We start from the raw sequence: 19,001 nt of genomic DNA on the forward strand, positions 1-19,001 counted from the left end.
CCGTTGCGAAAGTATTGGCTTTAACTCCTAAACCGGCTTGTCGGCTGATGACACCTTTGAGTCCTCTAAAAGGGATGAAATCATAAATGTTTACACGATATTTCTTTCTCCCACAAATTCCATTATCCTCTGTTCTTCCTGCCTGCCTCTTATCCGGTCCTTTTCTTCTCCATAGTTTCTTCGGTGTTTCTTCGGACGTTCTTCGGACGTTCTTCGGTCCTAGGGAGTGGAGTTTGTCCGAAGAACGTCCGAAGCCGAATAGGCCCTGGTAGGGGGTGGACCGGGAGCAGATAGGGAGAGCGGCGAGGAAAAGGGGGAAGGGCGTTTTTTCACCGAAATGTTTCGGCTGTGAGAAAGAGACGGGAAAAGTTTTTACATTTGGAGGGAATAAGACGCCGTTTCCAATGTTATTTCATTTACAGGGGGGTAAAAGGAATTAGAGGACAATTTGCCTCTTCTCATTTGTCACAAAATGAATTGGGACAAAAAAAGAGGGTGCGTCGGTGCACCCTCTTCCTGATAATGGCGAAATGTGTATGTTACAATGCTTTTTCCTTCACCAGATATTCGGCAATCTGCACAGCGTTCAGCGCGGCACCTTTCTTGATTTGGTCGCCCACAATCCAGAAGGTCAGTCCGTTTTCGTTGGTGAGATCCTTGCGGATGCGGCCTACGTAAACGGGGTCTTTGCCTGCCAGGAACAGCGGCATGGGGTATTCCTTCTCTGCCGGGTTGTCCATCAGCACCAGGCCTTCGCCTTGGGCAAATGCCTCGCGCGCCTCTTCGATGGAGACGGGGCGTTCGGTCTCCAGCCAGATGCTTTCGGAGTGGGAACGCAGGGCGGGGACGCGCACACAGGTGGCGCTGACCTTGATGTCGGAGTGCATGATTTTGCGAGTCTCGTTATACATCTTCATCTCCTCTTTGGTGTAGCCGTTTTCGGTGAACACGTCGATTTGCGGGATGAGGTTGAAGGCAAGCTGGTAAGCGAACTTCTCGACTTTTACAGGCTCGCCTGCCAGTACCTGACGATATTGCTCGTACAGCTCGTCCATGGCAGCGGCACCTGCACCACTGGCGGCCTGGTAGGTAGATACGTGTACGGTCTTTATATGTGACAGCTGTTCGATGGCTTTCAATGCCACTACCATCTGGATGGTGGTGCAGTTGGGGTTGGCGATGATGCCGCGCGGGCGATCCTTGGCATCGGCGGCATTCACTTCGGGCACAACCAGAGGCACGTCGGCGTCCATGCGGAAGGCGCTGGAGTTGTCAATCATCACCGCTCCGTGCTTGGTGATGGTCTCGGCGAACTCTTTGGAGGTGCCTGCGCCTGCGGAAGTGAAAGCGATATCTACCCCTTTGAAGTCATCGTTGTGTTGCAAGAGTTTGACCTCGATCTGTTTACCGCGGAAGGTGTATTTGGTACCGGCGCTGCGTTTAGAACCGAACAACACTAATTCGTCCAACGGAAAATTTCGTTCATCGAGCACTCGCAGGAACTCTTGTCCCACGGCTCCGCTTGCTCCAACAATAGCTACTTTCATTTTTTCTTTTGTTTTTTAGATTTATAATAAAGTTATCTCAGCCGATGACTGATAAGCCGACCGGAAATCTTTCGGTTTTTTTACCTAAAATTTTGTCAACTTTATCAGGCAGGCTGCAAATTTATAACAAAATGCTGTATAGCAACGCACAAAGTGAAAAGTTTTTCGTTATTTTGCATCATAAACCTAAAACTTGTACTCTATGAACTGGTTTGACTTTAGCTTGAAACTCCCGATTACCGACCCTACTTGGATATTTCTCCTTGTACTCCTCATCATATTGTTTGCGCCTATGTTGCTGAACAGGTTGCGCATCCCGCATATCATCGGCATGATTCTGGCGGGCCTCGTCATCGGTGAGCACGGCTTCAATATCCTGGTGCGTGACAGCAGTTTCGAGCTCTTCGGCAAGGTGGGGCTGTACTACATCATGTTTCTTGCCGGCTTGGAGATGAACATGGGCGATTTCAAACAGAACCGCGGCAAGGCGGTGGTGCTGGGACTGCTGGCTTTCATCATACCGATAGGCATCGGATTGGTCACGAATATGGCGTTGCTGAAATACAGCGTGCTGACCTCCGTCCTGCTGGCTAGTATGTATGCCTCGCATACGTTGGTCGCCTATCCGATTGTCATCCGTTACGGGGTGTCGCGCCATCGCAGTGTGAGCATTGCCGTAGGGGGTACGGCGGTGACCGACACGCTGACGTTGCTGGTGCTGGCGGTTGTCGGCGGCCTGTTCAAGGGTGAGTCGGGCAGCTGGTTCTGGCTGTGGCTGGTGGTGAAGGTGATTTTTCTGGGAGCATTGATCATTTACTTTTTCCCGCGTATCGGGCGCTGGTTTTTCCGGCGGTATGATGACAATGTGATGCAATTCATTTTCATTCTTGCGATGGTGTTCCTTGGGGCGGGACTGATGGAGTTTGTGGGGATGGAGGGCATCCTGGGTGCTTTCCTCGCGGGCTTGGTGCTGAACCGCCTGATTCCGCACGTCTCTCCGCTGATGAACCATTTGGAGTTTGTGGGCAATGCGCTTTTCATCCCTTATTTTCTGATAGGCGTGGGAATGCTGATTGATGTGCATGTGATTTTCGGGCACGGAGATGCCTTGAAGGTGGCTGGTGTGATGATTGTGGTGGCGTTGCTGGGCAAATGGATAGCCTGCTGGCTGACGCAGAAGATATATAAGATGGGAGGCGTCGAACGGGAGCTGATGTATGGATTGAGCAATGCGCAGGCGGCGGCGACGCTGGCGGCGGTATTGGTGGGCTACAACATCATCTTGCCTGATGGAGAACGTCTCTTGAACGACGATGTGCTGAACGGTACGGTGCTGCTGATTCTGGTGACTTGCATCGTCAGCTCATTCATTACGGAGCGTGCCGCGCGGAAGATAGCGATGGAAGAGGTCCACATCGAGGAGAACCGCTCGACGGAGAAAGAACGGATTCTGATTCCTATAGCCAATCCGGATACTATTGAGGACTTGATTAGTCTCTCTTTGGTGATACGTGACTCCAAGCAGAAGGACAACTTGCTCGCCTTGAATGTCATCAACGATGATGCTCATTCGGAGAACGCGGAACTCCGCGGGAAACGCTGCCTGGAGAAGGCGGCTATGATAACGGCGTCGGCGGATGTACCCCTGACGCAGATTACCCGTTACGACCTGAATATCGCTTCCGGCATCATCCATACGGCGAAAGAGTATGAGGCGACCGACATCATCATCGGACTGCATCGCAAGGTCAATATTGTGGATTCGTTCTTCGGCATGCTTACGGAGAACTTGCTGAAGGGTTTGCACCGTGAGGTCATCGTCTCCAAATTGCTGATACCTATCAACACTATCAGGCGGGTGATAGTGGCTGTTCCTCCGAAGGCCGAATATGAGGCGGGCTTCCAGAAGTGGGTGGAACATTTCTGCCGCTTGGGCTCGATGCTGGGCTGCCGGGTGCATTTCTATGCCAACGAAGAGACCACCGCCCGTTTGCAGGGATTGGTGAAGAAGAAATATGGAAAGACCTTGACGGACTTCTCCCGCCTGGACGATTGGGACGACTTGCTGCTGCTGACGGGGCAGGTGAATTACGATCACCTGCTGGGCATCATCAGTGCCCGTCGAGGCTCCATTTCCTACGATAGCTCGTTCGAGAAACTGCCTACGCAAATCAGCAAGTATTTTGCGAATAACAGCTTGATTGTGGTTTATCCCGATCAGTTGGGCGAACCGCAGGATTCGGTCTCCTTCTCTAATCCGCATGGCAACAATGAGGCGCAGTATTACGAGAAAGTGGGCACATGGTTCTATAAATGGTTTAAGAAAGAAAAGGAATAAACAGATGGAAGATTGGCAACAGAGGACAAAGCTTTTGTTGGGAGAGGAGAAGGCTGAACGGCTGCGACGGGCGCACGTGCTTGTCGTGGGGCTGGGAGGCGTAGGCGCATACGCCGCCGAGATGATTTGCCGGGCCGGGGTGGGACGCATGACGATTGTCGATGCGGATATGGTGCAACCCACGAACATCAACCGTCAGTTGCCGGCTTTGCACTCTACCGTGGGACAGCAGAAGGCGGAAGTGCTGGCGGCACGTTTCAGGGATATCAACCCCGAACTGGAGCTGACCGTGCTTCCTCTATTTTTGAAAGACGAGAATATCCCCGAATTATTGGATGCCTCCACCTACGACTTTGTGGTGGACGCCATTGATACGCTGGCACCGAAATGCCACCTCATTGTGGAAGCGATGAGGCGGCACATCAAGATTGTGTCAAGTATGGGAGCGGGTGCCAAGAGCGACATCACGCAGGTGCGTTTTGCCGATATATGGGACACCTATCATTGCGGGCTGAGCAAGGCGGTGCGCAAGCGGCTCCAGAAGATGGGCGTCAGGCGCAAGCTGCCCGTTGTATTCAGTACGGAGCAGGCGGATCCGAAGGCCGTGTTGCTGACGGAGGACGAGCTGAACAAGAAATCGACTTGCGGCACGGTGAGCTATCTGCCGGCGGTATTCGGGTGCTATTTGGCGGAGTATGTGATAAAGAGGTTATGATAGCTCCTGCTGACTCCCGATAACTCTTAAAATAAAACTTATGATACAATTAAAGAATATAACGAAAAGCTTCGGCAACCTGCAAGTATTGCGGGGCATTGATTTATCCATAGAGAAAGGCGAAGTGGTCAGCATTGTCGGCCCCAGCGGGGCAGGCAAGACGACGTTGTTGCAGATAATGGGTACGTTGGACAGGCCGGATGGCGGTTCGGTGGTGATTGACGGCACACAGGTGGACCGCATGAAGGAGCGGGAGCTCTCCGCCTTCCGCAACCGGCATATCGGCTTCGTTTTCCAGTTTCATCAGCTGTTGCCGGAATTCACGGCTTTGGAGAATGTGATGATACCAGCCTTCATTGCCGGAAGAGGGCAACAGGAAGCTAAAGCGGCTGCCACGGAAATCCTGGAGTTCATGGGACTTGCCGGACGTGCTTCCCACAAGCCGAACGAGCTCTCCGGAGGCGAGAAGCAGCGTGTCGCTGTGGCGCGTGCGCTTATCAACCGTCCTGCTGTCGTGCTGGCCGACGAACCTTCCGGCAGTCTGGATACCCACAACAAGGAGGAGCTTCACCAGCTTTTCTTCGACCTGCGCAACCGCTTGGGGCAGACCTTTGTCATCGTCACCCACGACGAAGGACTGGCACAACTCACTGACCGGACGATACATATTGTGGATGGGGAGATTTGTGGCGGAGTTTGATTCTTGCTTTTTCTTTTCTTCTATTTGGACTATATGGAAGAATCGCAAATATTAACATCGTGGATACTCTTCTGAACGCTGAAACCTGAAATCGGAAATTTTTTATTTCTCTTGTCCGGGGCTTATCCGGTTCTTTTCTGTATTGTACTTTCTTCGTGTTTTTTCGGACATTCTTCGGATTTATAAGAGTGGAGTTTGTCCGAAGGACATCCGAAGCAGAAGTGGCTCTGACCGCTTTAACCCCTAAGCCGACTTGTTGGCTGATAACTCCTTTTAACTTCTTTAAAGAACTGTGGCTCTACATAAAAACAGTTTTTAAGATTCGTAAAATAGTCCATGCCCTTCATGCGATAGTCCATTTCATTCCTGTTTGTAATATAGTTACTTTGCGGCAGATTTTACTATAAGACTGAAAGATGATTTCAGATATATTGTAAATCTGCCATGAAAAATGATATGCATATAACAAGATAGGTCCTATTTAATTAAAAAAAGTAATTAATTAAACACGTTAAGTATGTTGAAGAGCTTAAGAAAGATCAGTTTAATCCTGTTAGCCGGAGCGTTAAGTTATCCTGAGACCGGCCATGCAGAGGTAACATTAGATCAGTCGAATGTAGGTATTTCCCAACAGAACGGGAAAATTACCGGTACGGTGGCAGATAGCTTCGGTCCGGTGGCCGGAGCTTCTGTGATGGTGAAAGGCACCACAAACGGTATCATAACCGATATGGACGGACAATTCACTTTGGAAGGAGTGACAAAAGGCGATATCATACAGATATCATATATTGGATTTGTCACTCAGGAAATCAAATATACCGGGCAGGCAACCCTGAAAATCATTTTAACCGAAGATACGCAGATGCTGAACGAAGTCGTTGTTGTCGGATTCGGAACGCAGAAGAAAGTAAATCTGACAGGTTCGGTGGGAACAGTCAATGCCGAGGCGTTGGAGTCTCGCCCTGTCCAAAATGCGGTTCAGGCATTGCAAGGCATGATTCCCGGTTTGCAGATTTCAACCACAAGTGGTACGCTGGATAAGAAAATGGATATGAATATCCGTGGAACAGGTACTATCGGCGAAGGCTCGGAAGGCGGTCCGTTGGTTTTGATTGATGGTATGGAGGGCGACATTAATTCCATCAACCCACAAGATATTGAGAATATCTCTGTATTGAAGGATGCGGCAGCTTCTTCTATTTACGGTTCGCGCGCACCGTTCGGAGTTATCCTGGTGACAACCAAAAGCGGAAAGAGCGGGAAAACGACCATCAACTACAACAACAGTTTCCGTTGGGGAAGCCCGGTCAAGATACCCAAACAGATGGACTCCTACACATTTGCCACATTCTACAATGATGCGTGCTTGAATAACGGGGCAGGAGCCTATTTCACCCCTGAACATTTACAACGCATCAAGGATTACCAAGACGGCAAAATATCTACTGTCAGCCTTGCGAATGGAGATTATTGGTATGATGGATATACCGCCGGTAATGCCAATACGGATTGGTACGATGTGATTTATCGTGACCACACTTTTTCGCAAGAGCATAATCTGAGCCTGAATGGCGGTTCGGAGAAGGTCAGTTATTATCTTTCCATGAATTACCTGGACCAAAACGGATTGATGGAGTTTAATCAGGATACCTATGACCGTTATACGGCGACAGCAAAAATCAACCTTACATTGGCAGATTGGGCAAAGTTGAATTATAGTAATCGTTTTACCCGGGAAGATTTCGGTCGTCCTTCTTCTCTGACGAACGATCTGTTCAGAGACCTCGCCAGGCAGGGATGGCCGACATTGCCGGTATATGACGACAACGGTTATATGTACTCTTCTCCTTCTCCTGTCTTGGGATTGAGAGATGGAGGACGGGATAAAACTCAGACCGACAATGTTTATCAACAAATCTCATTGATTTTGGAACCCATTAAAAACTGGATTACCCATGCTGACTTTAATTACAGATTCATGTCTGCTAACCGTCATTGGGACAAACAATATCTGTATAACCACGATGTCCATGGAAATCCGTATATTTACGATTCAAGTTCAAATGTACATGAAGACCAACTCAAGGAAAACTATATGAATATCAACGCTTACACGGAATACTCCTATAGCCTTGAATCCGGACATAATTTCAAAGGTATGGTGGGCTTTCAGGCGGAGCAGTTGAAAATGACAGAGTTCGGGCTGCAACGTAACGGTATCATTGTCCCGGGACAACCGGAAGTTGATATAACCACCGGACAGGATTATTATGGAAACACTATTACTCCGAGTACTAACGGTGCGCGTTATGCGTGGTCCACGGCAGGTTTCTTCGGGCGTGTCAACTATGATTACCAAGGTAAATATCTGGCGGAAGTCAACCTGCGATATGACGGTACCTCCCGTTTCCGCAGAGAGCAACGCTGGAATTGGTTCCCCTCTTTCTCCTTAGGTTGGAACATCGCACGTGAGGAGTTCTGGAAACCGATTGCGGATTATGTAGGAACGCTGAAATTGCGTGGCTCTTACGGGGAATTGGGAAACCAAAATACAAAAGATTGGTATCCGACCTATCGGGTATTGAACGTAAGCGCAAGTAGCGGATACTGGTTACAGAACGGAATGAGACCGAATACAGCGACGGTTCCGGGTCTTATCAGTGCATCTTTGGGCTGGGAACGTGTCCGTAACTGGAATATCGGATTGGATTTCGGGGCTTTCAATAACCGCCTGACAGGTTCATTCGATTATTACAACCGTTTGACGCTCGACATGGTAGGCCCGGCTCCCGATTGCCTTATATTCTTGGGCTGGAAGTGCCTAAAACAAACAATACGGACTTGAAGACATACGGCTTTGACCTGGATATCAGTTGGAACGACCGGTTGCGGAACGGATTGGGATATGGAATCAAGTTTATACTTTCCGACGCCCGTACCAAAATCACCCGTTATCCCAATCCGACCAATACATTGGATAAATATCTGTCAGGTGAGATGATGGGAGATCTCTACGGATATGAGACAATCGGCATTGCCAAATCAAAAGAGGAGATGGAGCAACACTTGGCTTCACTTCCCAACGGCGGTCAAGACGCGTTAGGTACCAATTGGGATGCAGGTGACATCATGTACAAAGATTTGAATGGAGACGGCAAAATAGACAATGGCGGATATAAATACAACGATATGGGCGATTTGAAGAAGATAGGCAACGATACTCCCCGCTATCTGTTCGGTCTTGACTTGAACGCCGATTACAAAGGATTTGATTTCCGCGCTTTCTTCCAGGGTGTCATGAAACGCGATTACTGGCAAGGCAGTGCCTATTTTTGGGGTGCTACTGGTCTTTGGCATTCCACCGGCTTTGTAGAACATACGGACTATTTCCGTGCCGAGGCGTCCAATGACCTGCCGGCAAATTTAAATGCTTATTACCCCCGTCCTGTATTCGATTCAAGCAAGAACAGACAGAAACAGACCGCTTATTTGCAAAATGCGGCATACATTCGTCTGAAGAATGTACAGCTAGGCTATACTTTACCTGCAAATCTGACAAGTAAGTTCCATATATCGAAACTTCGCTTGTTCGTTTCCGGCGAGAACTTGTGGACCGGTACTTCGTTGGCGAATATGTTCGATCCTGACTCAATCAATGGAGGCGGCCAAAGCTGTGGCCGATGAAGTCATTTTGGTTGAGAATACGGGTCTGGTGCAGCAATCTTCCGAAGAAGCTGCCAACCCTTACATGGATATGTTTTCGGCAGAAAATATGTCTGGTTATAGCGAAGTATTATTGTGGCGCCCTTATAGTAAAGCCTTAGGAGTTACCCACAATGTAGTGACAGCCGGCCAACATGGTAATTATGGTATTGGACTTACGCGCGGTATGGTAGAGGGCTTTTTGATGGCGAATGGTCTGCCGATTTATGCGGCAAACAGCGGTTATCATGGCGATGAGACGATTGCTGATGTGCGCAAAGACCGTGATTCTCGTCTTACGATTTTCCTTAAAGAACCGGGACAAAAGAATATTCTGTATCCTTCGGCAGATGGAGATATGGCAGTACCCGTTGAACCTTATCCGGTCATACTGAACAGTAATCCGGAAAAGGGATATTCTACCGGTTACGCTTTGCGCAAAGGCAGCAGTTATGAGCAGAAGCAGTGCTGCAATGTGGAAAACTATACCGGTGCTCTGATATTTCGTGGTACGGAAGCCTTACTCAATTATATCGAGGCTTGCTACGAACGGGATGGTGCTTTAGACGGAACCGCCCAAAACTATTGGAGGAAAATCCGTGAACGTTCTCATCTTGATCCGGATTACAATAAAACAATCAGCGCAACAGATATGGCGAAAGAAGCACCCAATGATTGGGGAGCATATTCGGCAGGAAAATTGGTGGATCCGACTTTGTTCAATATCCGTCGCGAACGTCGTTGCGAATTGATGGCTGAGGCTTTGCGTTATATGGACTTGCGCCGTTGGAGAGCGATGGATCAAATGATTGACACGCCGTACCACATCGAAGGGTTCAAAATCTGGGGTGAAATGCAAAATTGGTATAAGAACGAAGATGGTTCTTCGCAATTGGTATATGGCATGGACAATACGAAATCCAATGTATCCGAACTTACACGTAGTGACTACTTGCGTCCATACGAAAAGGTCAGCAACAACATTGCGAAAGATGGTTACAGATGGTCTATGGCACATTATCTGACACCGTACAATATACAGCATTTCGATATTACAGGCGGTGTGGAAAATTCTCCGATTTACCAGAATCCTTATTGGCCTACAGAAGCGAACTTGCCGGCTATTAAATAATGAACATGGAGGCAATGACCTGTTGGCGAAATTCATTTGCAAAATTGCTTCCCTCGTTTTTTTTAATATACTGATTATCAGAGGTTGAAAAAAGAGTTGACAGACACTTGTGTTCAACATGACAGACACTTGTGTTCAAGCTGACAGACACAAGTGTTTGAGACGACAGATGCAAGTGTCTGTCAAGCCGGGGAATATAGGGGAATTGCAGAAGTCATTTTCTTGTTGATTTAATTCCGCCAACAGGCAGGCAATGACAATCAATATCCCTTGTTTGGACGTCCATTGAACGTTCTTAGACAAGGGATATTTGTTTGGCGGAAAATCATAAAATTCTCCATTAGAATCCTTGTTTAGTCTATTTCTTAGAAAATGAAAAAGGGCTTAATTTGCATACGATAAACTTAATACCTGATTTATGCGACGAATAAACATTTATTTTCTGATGACAGGCCTGCTGATGTGCCTGTTTTCATGCAAAAACACTCCTTCCGCCATATCTTTGGCCGGGGAATGGGAATTTGCATTAGATAGTACCGATGTCGGAATAAACGAGGAATGGGCTCGACGACAGTTTAAAAGCATTATCCATTTACCCGGAACAACTGATGATGCCGGATATGGAACTCCCAATACGTTGGAACCATCTATCCAGAAGCCGCAAGTCCTTCACTTGACCCGCAAAAACAATTATGTAGGCCCGGCTTGGTACAGCAAAGAAGTCGATATACCCTCCGGATGGGAAGGTAAGGCGATTGAACTTAAATTGGAACGTGTCATCTGGCAGACATCTGTTTGGATAGACGGGAATCGTGTCAAGGGCATGCAAGAGAGCTTGGTCGCTCCACATCGGTATGACCTGACGGAACAGCTGACGCCCGGCAAGCATAAAATTACCATCCGTATCGATAACCGGAAGCGATATGACATTACGGCTGGTGACATGGCTCATGCCTATACCAACGAGACACAGATTATGTGGAACGGAGCCATCGGGGAGATAAGCCTGACTGCCAAGGATGCCGTTTCGATTCGCGATTTGCAGGTGTATTCGGACTATAAGAACAGGCAGGTACGGGTGACGTGTCAGATAGACAACAGAGGTGCTGCTACTGCCGGCACATTGACCGCCGACATCCAAGCTGCAATCGGATCTGCTACACAAATGCAGCAGCACGTGACCCTCAAGCCCGGAAAGAATATCATTGACCTGGTTTGTCCGGTCAAAGAGGATGTTTTGGTATGGGACGAATTTGCTCCCAACCTCTATACGCTTCAGGCTTCCATCGAGGCAGAATCGTATAAAGATATCCGGAAAGTCAAATTCGGTTTCCGGGATTTGGAAAAGAAGGGATCGGCTTTATTGCTGAATGGTCATAAAATCTTCTTGCGAGGAACATTGGAGTGCTGCATATTTCCCCTTACCGGCTATCCGCCGATGGAGCATGAAGGCTGGGAAAAGGTCTTCACAACTGCCCGTGAATGGGGACTGAACCATCTTCGTTTTCACTCTTGGTGTCCTCTGGAAGTGGCGTTTGAGGTGGCGGACTCACTTGGTTTCTATCTTCAGGTGGAACTTCCTCTTTGGTCAACCGATTTGAAAGAGGATGAGCGTGCTCCTTATCTGTATGCCGAGGCGGACCGCATCTTGGAAACATACGGTAACCACCCTTCTTTCTGTATGCTCAGTTTGGGAAACGAACTCCAATATGACTTCACCTTTTTGAAATCGCTCTTGAACCATGTTAAAGGGAAAGACTCGCGTCGTCTTTACACCACCACTTCATTTACTTTCGAAAGAGGTCATGGAGATTGGCCGGAAGCGGATGATGATTTCTTTATCACCCAGTGGACCAAAAAAGGATGGGTGCGTGGTCAAGGTGTGTTCAATGCGGAATCGCCCCGATTCGACAAGGATTATTCCGCTTCGGTCGAAGGAATGGATGTACCGCTCATTACGCATGAAGTCGGGCAGTATGCCGTCTATCCCGACCTGAAAGAGATAGAGAAATATACCGGCGTATTGGAACCGCTGAACTTCAAGGGCGTAAAAGAAGACCTTGAAAGAAAAGGATTGTCAGGAAAGGCAGATGACTACTTGATGGCAAGCGGCAAGCTGGCAGCCCTGCTCTATAAAGAAGAGATTGAAAGAGCGATGAAGACTCCGGGAATCAGCGGTTTTCAATTGTTGGACCTGCACGACTTCCCCGGACAGGGAACGGCTCTTGTTGGACTGCTGAACGCTTTCTGGGAAAGCAAAGGCATCATACAAGCCGCTGCGTTCCGTCAGTTTTGTGCCCCAGTGACTCCGTTGGCGCGTTTCTCTAAAGCGGTTTATACATCCGATGAAACATTTGAAGCGTCCATCGAAATGGTGAATTATAGCGACAAAGCGATAGAAGATGCTGTCGTCAACTGGAATTTGACCGACCGGAACGGGCAAACGGTTGCGCAAGGGGAATTTCCTGCACGTTTGCTGCCTATTGGAGAAAACAGTGCTGTCGGCAACATTCGTTGTCCGTTGAATCAAATTGCGGAAGCCAAGGAATTAACCTTGTCGGCTGCGTTGCAGGGAACCTCCTATGCGAATGAATGGAAGATATGGGTTTATCCGGCATCCCTGATTGTGGACAAGGGGGACATCGTTGTCACAGACCGTTTTACCGTTGCCCAAAAAGCGTTGCAAGAAGGGAAAAAAGTACTGTTCAACCCTCCTTACGAATCTTTGAAAGGACTGGAAGGAAAGTTTGTCCCCGTATTTTGGAGTCCGGTACATTTTCCCAAGCAGGCGGGAACCATGGGATTGCTGCTTGATCCGAATCATCCGGCATTCGCATACTTCCCGACAGAAGGGCATACCGACTGGCAATGGTGGAGGGTTACGACGCAGTCGAAGACACTCTGCATTGATAGCTTGCATACCGAAGTCACTCCCCTTATTGAGTGTGTGGACAACTTCGCCAACAACCGCCGACTGGCCAATCTGTTTGAAGCCGGCTGCTTGAACGGAAAACTGGTCGTATGCAGCCTGGATCTGCTCCGTGAACAGGAAAAGAGTCCGGAAAAGAAGCAATTGTTGTATAGTATCATAGAATATATGAAATCCGATAAATTCAGTCCGACACGACAAACCTCTCTTGAAGCAATTGGAGAATTCTTGACATCCGGACAAACAACATCCCGGGAAAAACCTGAATCTATTTATTGAGAATTGATGCGCTACAATGGGGGTGAGTCAAAACTTGTCTGTGTACTGTTGGACATTTTGACACCCCCATTGTAGTGTTTTTTGTTTGAATATGGAAGCGGGGATTTCACCTGTCCCCCAAAGCGGTGTCTCAACACCGAACAGCAAAATGGAAAATTTTAGCACCTCCGATTACTACCCGGTCATATCCGAAAAGCAATCCGCCCATTGCCGAAACGAGGCGGATTAATAATAAATAGCCTGTTGTTTGTTTCATGATAATGAATGAACAAGATTTTGGTGCAAAGCAAAGCCCCCTTTAAAAGAAAAATAGATAGATAAAAAATGATAAGATGGATAATCTTCCGATTTTTAATTGTAAGTTTGTACTATTCTTAAGTTTGAATATTATGATTAGAAAGAAAGACGGTTTCAATGGCGAACGGGCGCTTGTCCTTCCGCAATCCATTGTCCAAGAAATGGAAGAAGATCCCATTTCCTCTATATTACACATTACCGACATAGGCTATTATCCGAAAGCATGGCATCATTTTCGGGAGCGGAAGAAACCTATTTCGCAGTTCGTTTTTATCCATTGTATAGAGGGAGCAGGCTGGTTTCGGACGGAAGAGCAGGAATACCGGGTGACCGCCAACCAATATTTCATCTTGCCGGCAGGGAAAGAACATGCTTATGGAGCCGATGAAAAGGACCCTTGGACCATCTATTGGATTCACTTTAAAGGGAAATTGGCTCCTTATTTCGCCAAGCGGTGCGCGCGTCCCATTGAGGTTAAACCAGGGGCGCATTCGCGTATAAGCGACCGGATTGACATGTTTGAAGAGATACTCCGGACGTTGGAAATGGGCTATAGCCATGAAAACCTGCTTTATGCTTGCTCCGTATTCTACCATTATTTTGGCACTTTGCGCTATCTGCAGCAATATCGGGATGCTGCCCACCATGAACCGGGGCAGTATGACGTCGTAACGGCTGCCATTTATTTTATGAAAGAAAATATTGAGAAGAAACTGATGTTGCAAGAGATTGCAGCACATGTGGGATACTCTCCATCTCATTTTTCTGTCTTATTCAATCAAAAGACAGGTTATGCTCCGTTGACTTATTTTAATCAGCTGAAAATACAGCAAGCCTGCCGGCTTCTTGACTTTACAGACATGAAAGTGAACCAAATCTGCTATAAGATAGGCATTGAAGATACCTATTATTTTTCCCGCCTTTTTAGTAGAATCATGGGAATGCCGCCACGGGAATATAGAAAGATGAAGAAAGGATAGATAGTGAACAGAAGCAGGTATCTACTCAAAGCAGACATAATGACTGATTCGCTCTAAATCAGCTTCCGAAAACTCTTCGTACAGGGTGAAAGGTTTCAGGCTTTGGAACTTTCCCTTCTTTTTGCGGTATTCCACAAACGCCTTGGCTTGATAGAAGTTGATGTAGGGGTGGGAGCGTAGTTTCTCTATGCCGGCACGGTTCAGGTTGAGGAGGCGGATGAGCGAGGTGTCGATGGAGAACCATGGCTGTAGCCGGGCGGCATCCAGATGGATTTCTTTTAGCTGCTCGATGCTGTAGAAACCTCCTAAGCGTTGTCGATAACCGACTATCATTCGGGCAATTTCACTGCCGATGCCCGGTATTTTCTTCAATTCGGTGGTGTCGGCGCGGTTCAGGTCGATGATGGTGCCTGCCGGATATTTCTCTTGCCTGCTTCGGGCTAGAACGGTGCTGTCGCCGCTTGCCGGAGGGGTGTAGAGCGGGGTGGCTTTTGGCGTGGTTTCTTTTTCTTTTTTCTCTTTTTCTTTCTCTTTCGAAGTGATGCGAATATAGGGCAAGAGTGTTTGAAACCGCTCTTCCGTCATCCCGTATATCTTCTTGAAATCTTCGGCTTTGCGAAACTTGCCGCCCTTGCTGCGATAACGGAGGACGTTTCGTGCCATCCATCCGGGCAAACCCAAGCGGCAAAGGGTGGAAGAATCGGCTTCATTGGGATCGAAAGGCATCAAGGCAACGGCTGTTGACGGATGTTCCGGGGCGGAATGCTTGAAGCGGTAGCTCTGCTTCTCCTCCTGCTTTTCGATGGAGGCAATGAACGACTCGTATTCTGCCATGGCTGCGGCTTGCCGTTCGATATCTTCTTTCGGAAGAGGACGGCTCTTCCGCAGGTATGTGTAGATTTGCCCGGAGAGGAAGACGAGGAGGATGCCGGCCATCAGTACCAGTATTCCACGTCTTTCTTCCCGGGAGAAATAGAAAAATTCTTTCAGGAGATTCCGCATGACGGCTTATTTCAAGAATCCAAGTTCGTTGATGAATATCACCGTGATGCCTATCGGGGCGATAAACTTCAGGATGAATATCAGAAACCTGTAAACCGATACTTTCAAGGTGCCGTTATTGCTGATTTCTTCCCACACGATTTTCTTGTCCAGATACCAGCCGGTGAAGAGGGAGATGAAGAGGCCGCCCACCGGCATCATCAGCTTGGCGGTGACGAAGTCGAACAGGTCGAACAGGGTCATTCCGTACAGCGTATAGTCTTTGCCGATGCCGAGGGAGAGGGAACTGAGTACTCCCAGGAGCGTGCATCCCGCCGTGACGAGTGTTGCCGCTTTGCTGCGCGAGAACTTGAACTCCTCGTGCAGATAGGCAGTCACCACCTCGTGCAGGGAGATGGTGGAAGTCAGTGCCGCCAGTGCCAGCAGGATGTAGAACAGCAAGGAGAGCAGCACCGCCAGCCATGGCAGGTTGCCGAATGCCTGCTGGAAGACATTGGGTAGCGTGATGAACAGCAGGCTGGGACCGGCATCCGGCTGTATGCCTACCGAGAAGGCGGCGGGGAAGATGATGAAGCCGGCAAGGATGGCGACCAGTGTGTCAATGGCTGCCACGTTGAATGCCGTTCGGGGCAGGTTCGTATCGTTGCGGAAGTAGGAAGCATACGTGCAGAGACATCCCATGCCGAGGCTCAACGAGAAGAACGCTTGTCCCATGGCTCCTAGAAACACGTTGCTGTCCACTTTGCTGAAGTCGGGCTTCAACAGAAATTCAATGCCCGCACCCGCTCCGGGCAGGGATATGGAGCAGACGGCCAGGATAAGCAATAGGACAAACAGCATCGGCATCATGATTTTGGCCGATTTCTCAATGCCTTTCTCCACTCCTTTCACGATGATGTAATGGGTGGCAAGCAAAAACAGCACCAGCCAGACGAGCGGTCGCCAGGGGTTGCTGACAAAGCTGTTGAAGGAGGCGATGAAATCGGTTGCCGACTTTCCGGCAAAGCTATTGGTGGCGGCTTCGCCGATGAACTCCAGCGTCCATCCTGCCACTACGGAATAATATCCCAAAATGAGGAAACCGGCCAATACGCCCATGCGCCCCACCCAGCGCCAATGCGTGCCGGGTGCCAGCTTTTGGTATGCTCCTGCTGTATTGGCCCGCGAGCGTCTGCCGATAAGGAATTCTGCAATCATGATGGGGATTCCGAGAAGCAGTACGCAAACCAGATATATCAGGATGAATGCCGCGCCTCCGTGGTTTCCGGTTTCGAAGGGGAAACGCCAGATGTTTCCTAAACCGACTGCGGAGCCTGCCGAGGCAAGGATAACGCCCAGTTTACTTCCGAAGTTGGCTCTGTCACTTTTTGTCATAAAACGTAGATTTTTCTTTCAATTCGTTATTAATACCAGCAAAAATGTGCAAATATAGAAAAAGTTCTCTATTTTTGTACATGGTTCGTTGATAAATTGAAATATGCTATATTATATTAAGAAATATCCGGTGTCGTTGTTCGTCATTTTGGCGGTGATTTACCTTTCGTTCTTCAAGCCGCCTTCCGATGAGTTGGAAGTGTATAAAATCCCCCATATAGATAAGGTGGTGCACGTTTGCATGTACTTCGGCATGTCCGGCATGTTGTGGCTGGAGTTTCTTCGCGGGCATCGCGATGGCGGAGCTCCCCTGTGGCATGCGTGGGTAGGAGCGTTGCTTTGCCCGGTGTTGTTCAGTGGAGTGGTGGAGCTGCTTCAAGAGTATTGCACCACCTACCGTGGTGGCGATTGGCTGGACTTTGCAGCCAATGCCACGGGAGCTGTGTTGGCATCTTTGGCCGGTTATTTTCTGGTGAGGCCGCGGATTGTTGGTAGGTGATAGGTGGTAAAGGTTATAAGTATTCCGTTATTGTGCTCAGCTTGATGCCGTTTGAGCCTTTTATCAGGATGGTTTTTCCACAAGGCTTTTCTGTTTGCAGGGTGGCAATAAGCGATGGCGCGTCGGGATAGGTGGGATAGGTATGGCGGGTGGCGGCAAACAGCTCTCCTACCAATACTACGTCCTCAAATTCGCATTCTTCCAGATAATCTACCACTTTCTGATGTTCGTTGGCACTCTCTTTGCCCAGTTCGCGCATGTCTCCCAAAATCAGCATTTTCTTTTCTGCCTGTATGTGGCGGAAGTTGCCGATGGCAGCCTTCATGCTGGTGGGGTTGGCGTTGTAGGCATCGATAATTAGTGTGTTGTCCACCGTTTTTTTCAGTTGTGAGCGGTTGTTTTGCGGAACATATTCTGCCAGTGCCCGGTCTGTCTGTTCAGCTTTTATGTTGAAGAAACGTCCGATGGCGACGGCAGCAAGTGCATTGGGGAGGTTGTATTCGCCGATAAGCTGCGTCTGCACGATGTGGCGTTCCTCTTCCCGGTCTGCTTTCCATTCGAAGGTGAGGTATGGAGAATTGCCGCAGATGTGTCCGCTGACGTACAATCCTTCTTCGCTGCCGTAGGTGATTGGGGTCAGCCCATGCGCCATCTCTTTCAGATACGGATTGTCGGCGTGGATAAAGATGGTGGCGTTTTTGCGGGTTCGCAGGAAGTCGTACAGCTCTCCTTTGGTCCGGATGACTCCTTCAAAAGAGCCGAATCCCTCCAGATGTGCTTTTCCCACGTTGGTGATGATGCCATAGTCCGGCTCGGCAATTTCTACCAGTTCCCGGATGTCGCCGGGATGACTGGCACCCATCTCTACGATGGCAACTTCGTGTTCCGGGCGCAGGCGCAGCAGGGTGAGGGGCACGCCGATGTGGTTGTTCAGGTTGCCTTGCGTATAGAGGATGTTGCGCGATTGCGAGAGCACGGCGGCAATCAGTTCCTTGGTGGTGGTCTTTCCGTTGGTTCCGGTGATTCCGATGATGGGCGTGCCCAGTTGCCTGCGGTGGTGGCGTGCCAATTCTTGCAGGGTTTTCAGGCCGTTTTCCACCAGAATGTATCGCACGTCTCCGGCAGGGGCGTATTCTGTTTCGTCCACCACGGCGTAGGCGCATCCGCTTTCCAGTGCTTTGGCGGCAAAGGCGTTTCCGTTGAACGACTCGCCTTTCAGGGCGATGAACAGGGAGGCTTCGGGGCAATTGCGGCTGTCGGTGGTGACGCAGGAGCACTGCTGGAATATTGAATAAAGAGTAGTTGTATCCATAACCGATTTGTTTTTTAGTAATCGCATTGATTTATGTGGTGCAAAGATAAAGCATTAATCGCTATGTTGTCATGGTGGTGTGGAAATAAAAAAAGGTTCATCGTTGTGATGAACCTTTCTGCTCTTCCTCTTGGACTTGAACCAAGGACCCTCTGATTAACAGTCAGATGCTCTAACCGACTGAGCTAAGGA

13 protein-coding genes and 1 tRNA gene are annotated in these 19,001 nt (G+C 48.8%); 9 read left to right on the forward strand and 5 right to left on the reverse strand.

Annotated elements, in window-relative coordinates:
* Positions 1 to 539: 539 nt before the first annotated feature.
* Positions 540 to 1,547 (reverse strand): aspartate-semialdehyde dehydrogenase, encoded by a 1,008-nt coding sequence (locus tag K2G43_RS09820; RefSeq protein WP_297644494.1) that lies wholly within the window; start codon positions 1,545 to 1,547, stop codon positions 540 to 542.
* Positions 1,548 to 1,749: 202 nt separating this feature from the next.
* Between K2G43_RS09820 and K2G43_RS09825 the strand changes: the two genes are divergently transcribed.
* The 8 genes from K2G43_RS09825 (at position 1,750) to K2G43_RS09860 (ending at position 14,622) form a co-directional block, all read left to right on the forward strand.
* Positions 1,750 to 3,885 carry a cation:proton antiporter gene (locus tag K2G43_RS09825; protein WP_297644492.1) on the forward strand — a complete coding sequence of 712 codons (2,136 nt, stop codon included), beginning with the start codon at positions 1,750 to 1,752 and terminating at the stop codon, positions 3,883 to 3,885.
* Between the two features lie 4 nt (positions 3,886 to 3,889).
* Positions 3,890 to 4,600, forward strand: coding sequence for a tRNA threonylcarbamoyladenosine dehydratase (locus K2G43_RS09830; protein WP_297644490.1), 711 nt, complete (start codon positions 3,890 to 3,892; stop codon positions 4,598 to 4,600).
* Positions 4,601 to 4,640: 40 nt separating this feature from the next.
* The gene (locus tag K2G43_RS09835) at positions 4,641 to 5,300 is read left to right on the forward strand and encodes an ABC transporter ATP-binding protein (RefSeq protein ID WP_297644488.1); all 660 of its coding nucleotides are present in this window, start codon (positions 4,641 to 4,643) and stop codon (positions 5,298 to 5,300) included.
* 517 nt (positions 5,301 to 5,817) lie between these two features.
* Positions 5,818 to 8,148 (forward strand): SusC/RagA family TonB-linked outer membrane protein, encoded by a 2,331-nt coding sequence (locus K2G43_RS09840; protein ID WP_300154665.1) that lies wholly within the window; start codon positions 5,818 to 5,820, stop codon positions 8,146 to 8,148.
* Positions 8,145 to 8,987: a hypothetical protein gene (locus K2G43_RS09845; RefSeq protein WP_297644354.1), complete on the forward strand. Its 843-nt coding sequence runs from the start codon at positions 8,145 to 8,147 to the stop codon at positions 8,985 to 8,987. Before K2G43_RS09840 ends, K2G43_RS09845 begins: the two co-directional genes overlap by 4 nt.
* Positions 8,959 to 10,137: a RagB/SusD family nutrient uptake outer membrane protein gene (locus tag K2G43_RS09850; protein WP_300154668.1), complete on the forward strand. Its 1,179-nt coding sequence runs from the start codon at positions 8,959 to 8,961 to the stop codon at positions 10,135 to 10,137. Before K2G43_RS09845 ends, K2G43_RS09850 begins: the two co-directional genes overlap by 29 nt.
* 418 nt (positions 10,138 to 10,555) lie before the next feature.
* The gene (locus K2G43_RS09855; RefSeq protein ID WP_300154671.1) at positions 10,556 to 13,345 is read left to right on the forward strand and encodes a sugar-binding domain-containing protein; all 2,790 of its coding nucleotides are present in this window, start codon (positions 10,556 to 10,558) and stop codon (positions 13,343 to 13,345) included.
* A gap of 389 nt (positions 13,346 to 13,734) precedes the next feature.
* Positions 13,735 to 14,622, forward strand: a complete 888-nt coding sequence (locus tag K2G43_RS09860; protein WP_300154674.1) for an AraC family transcriptional regulator — start codon at positions 13,735 to 13,737, stop codon at positions 14,620 to 14,622.
* 21 nt (positions 14,623 to 14,643) lie between these two features.
* Here K2G43_RS09860 and K2G43_RS09865 read toward each other — a convergent pair whose 3' ends face one another.
* Positions 14,644 to 15,624 (reverse strand): helix-hairpin-helix domain-containing protein, encoded by a 981-nt coding sequence (locus K2G43_RS09865; RefSeq protein WP_300154677.1) that lies wholly within the window; start codon positions 15,622 to 15,624, stop codon positions 14,644 to 14,646.
* Between the two features lie 6 nt (positions 15,625 to 15,630).
* Positions 15,631 to 16,998 (reverse strand): sodium-dependent transporter, encoded by a 1,368-nt coding sequence (locus K2G43_RS09870; RefSeq protein WP_297644920.1) that lies wholly within the window; start codon positions 16,996 to 16,998, stop codon positions 15,631 to 15,633.
* A 103-nt stretch (positions 16,999 to 17,101) separates the two neighbouring features.
* On the opposite strand from K2G43_RS09870, the gene K2G43_RS09875 reads away from it, so the two are divergent.
* Positions 17,102 to 17,497: a hypothetical protein gene (locus tag K2G43_RS09875; RefSeq protein WP_297644918.1), complete on the forward strand. Its 396-nt coding sequence runs from the start codon at positions 17,102 to 17,104 to the stop codon at positions 17,495 to 17,497.
* Positions 17,498 to 17,510: 13 nt separating this feature from the next.
* Here the strand turns inward: K2G43_RS09875 and murF are convergent, their stop codons facing one another.
* Complete coding sequence (murF, locus tag K2G43_RS09880; protein WP_300154681.1) at positions 17,511 to 18,809, reverse strand: UDP-N-acetylmuramoyl-tripeptide--D-alanyl-D-alanine ligase; 1,299 nt, start codon at positions 18,807 to 18,809, stop codon at positions 17,511 to 17,513.
* A 124-nt stretch (positions 18,810 to 18,933) separates the two neighbouring features.
* A tRNA-Asn gene (locus K2G43_RS09885) sits at positions 18,934 to 19,001 on the reverse strand.

The organism is Bacteroides sp. (assembly GCF_029057325.1).
Classification (GTDB): domain Bacteria; phylum Bacteroidota; class Bacteroidia; order Bacteroidales; family Bacteroidaceae; genus Bacteroides.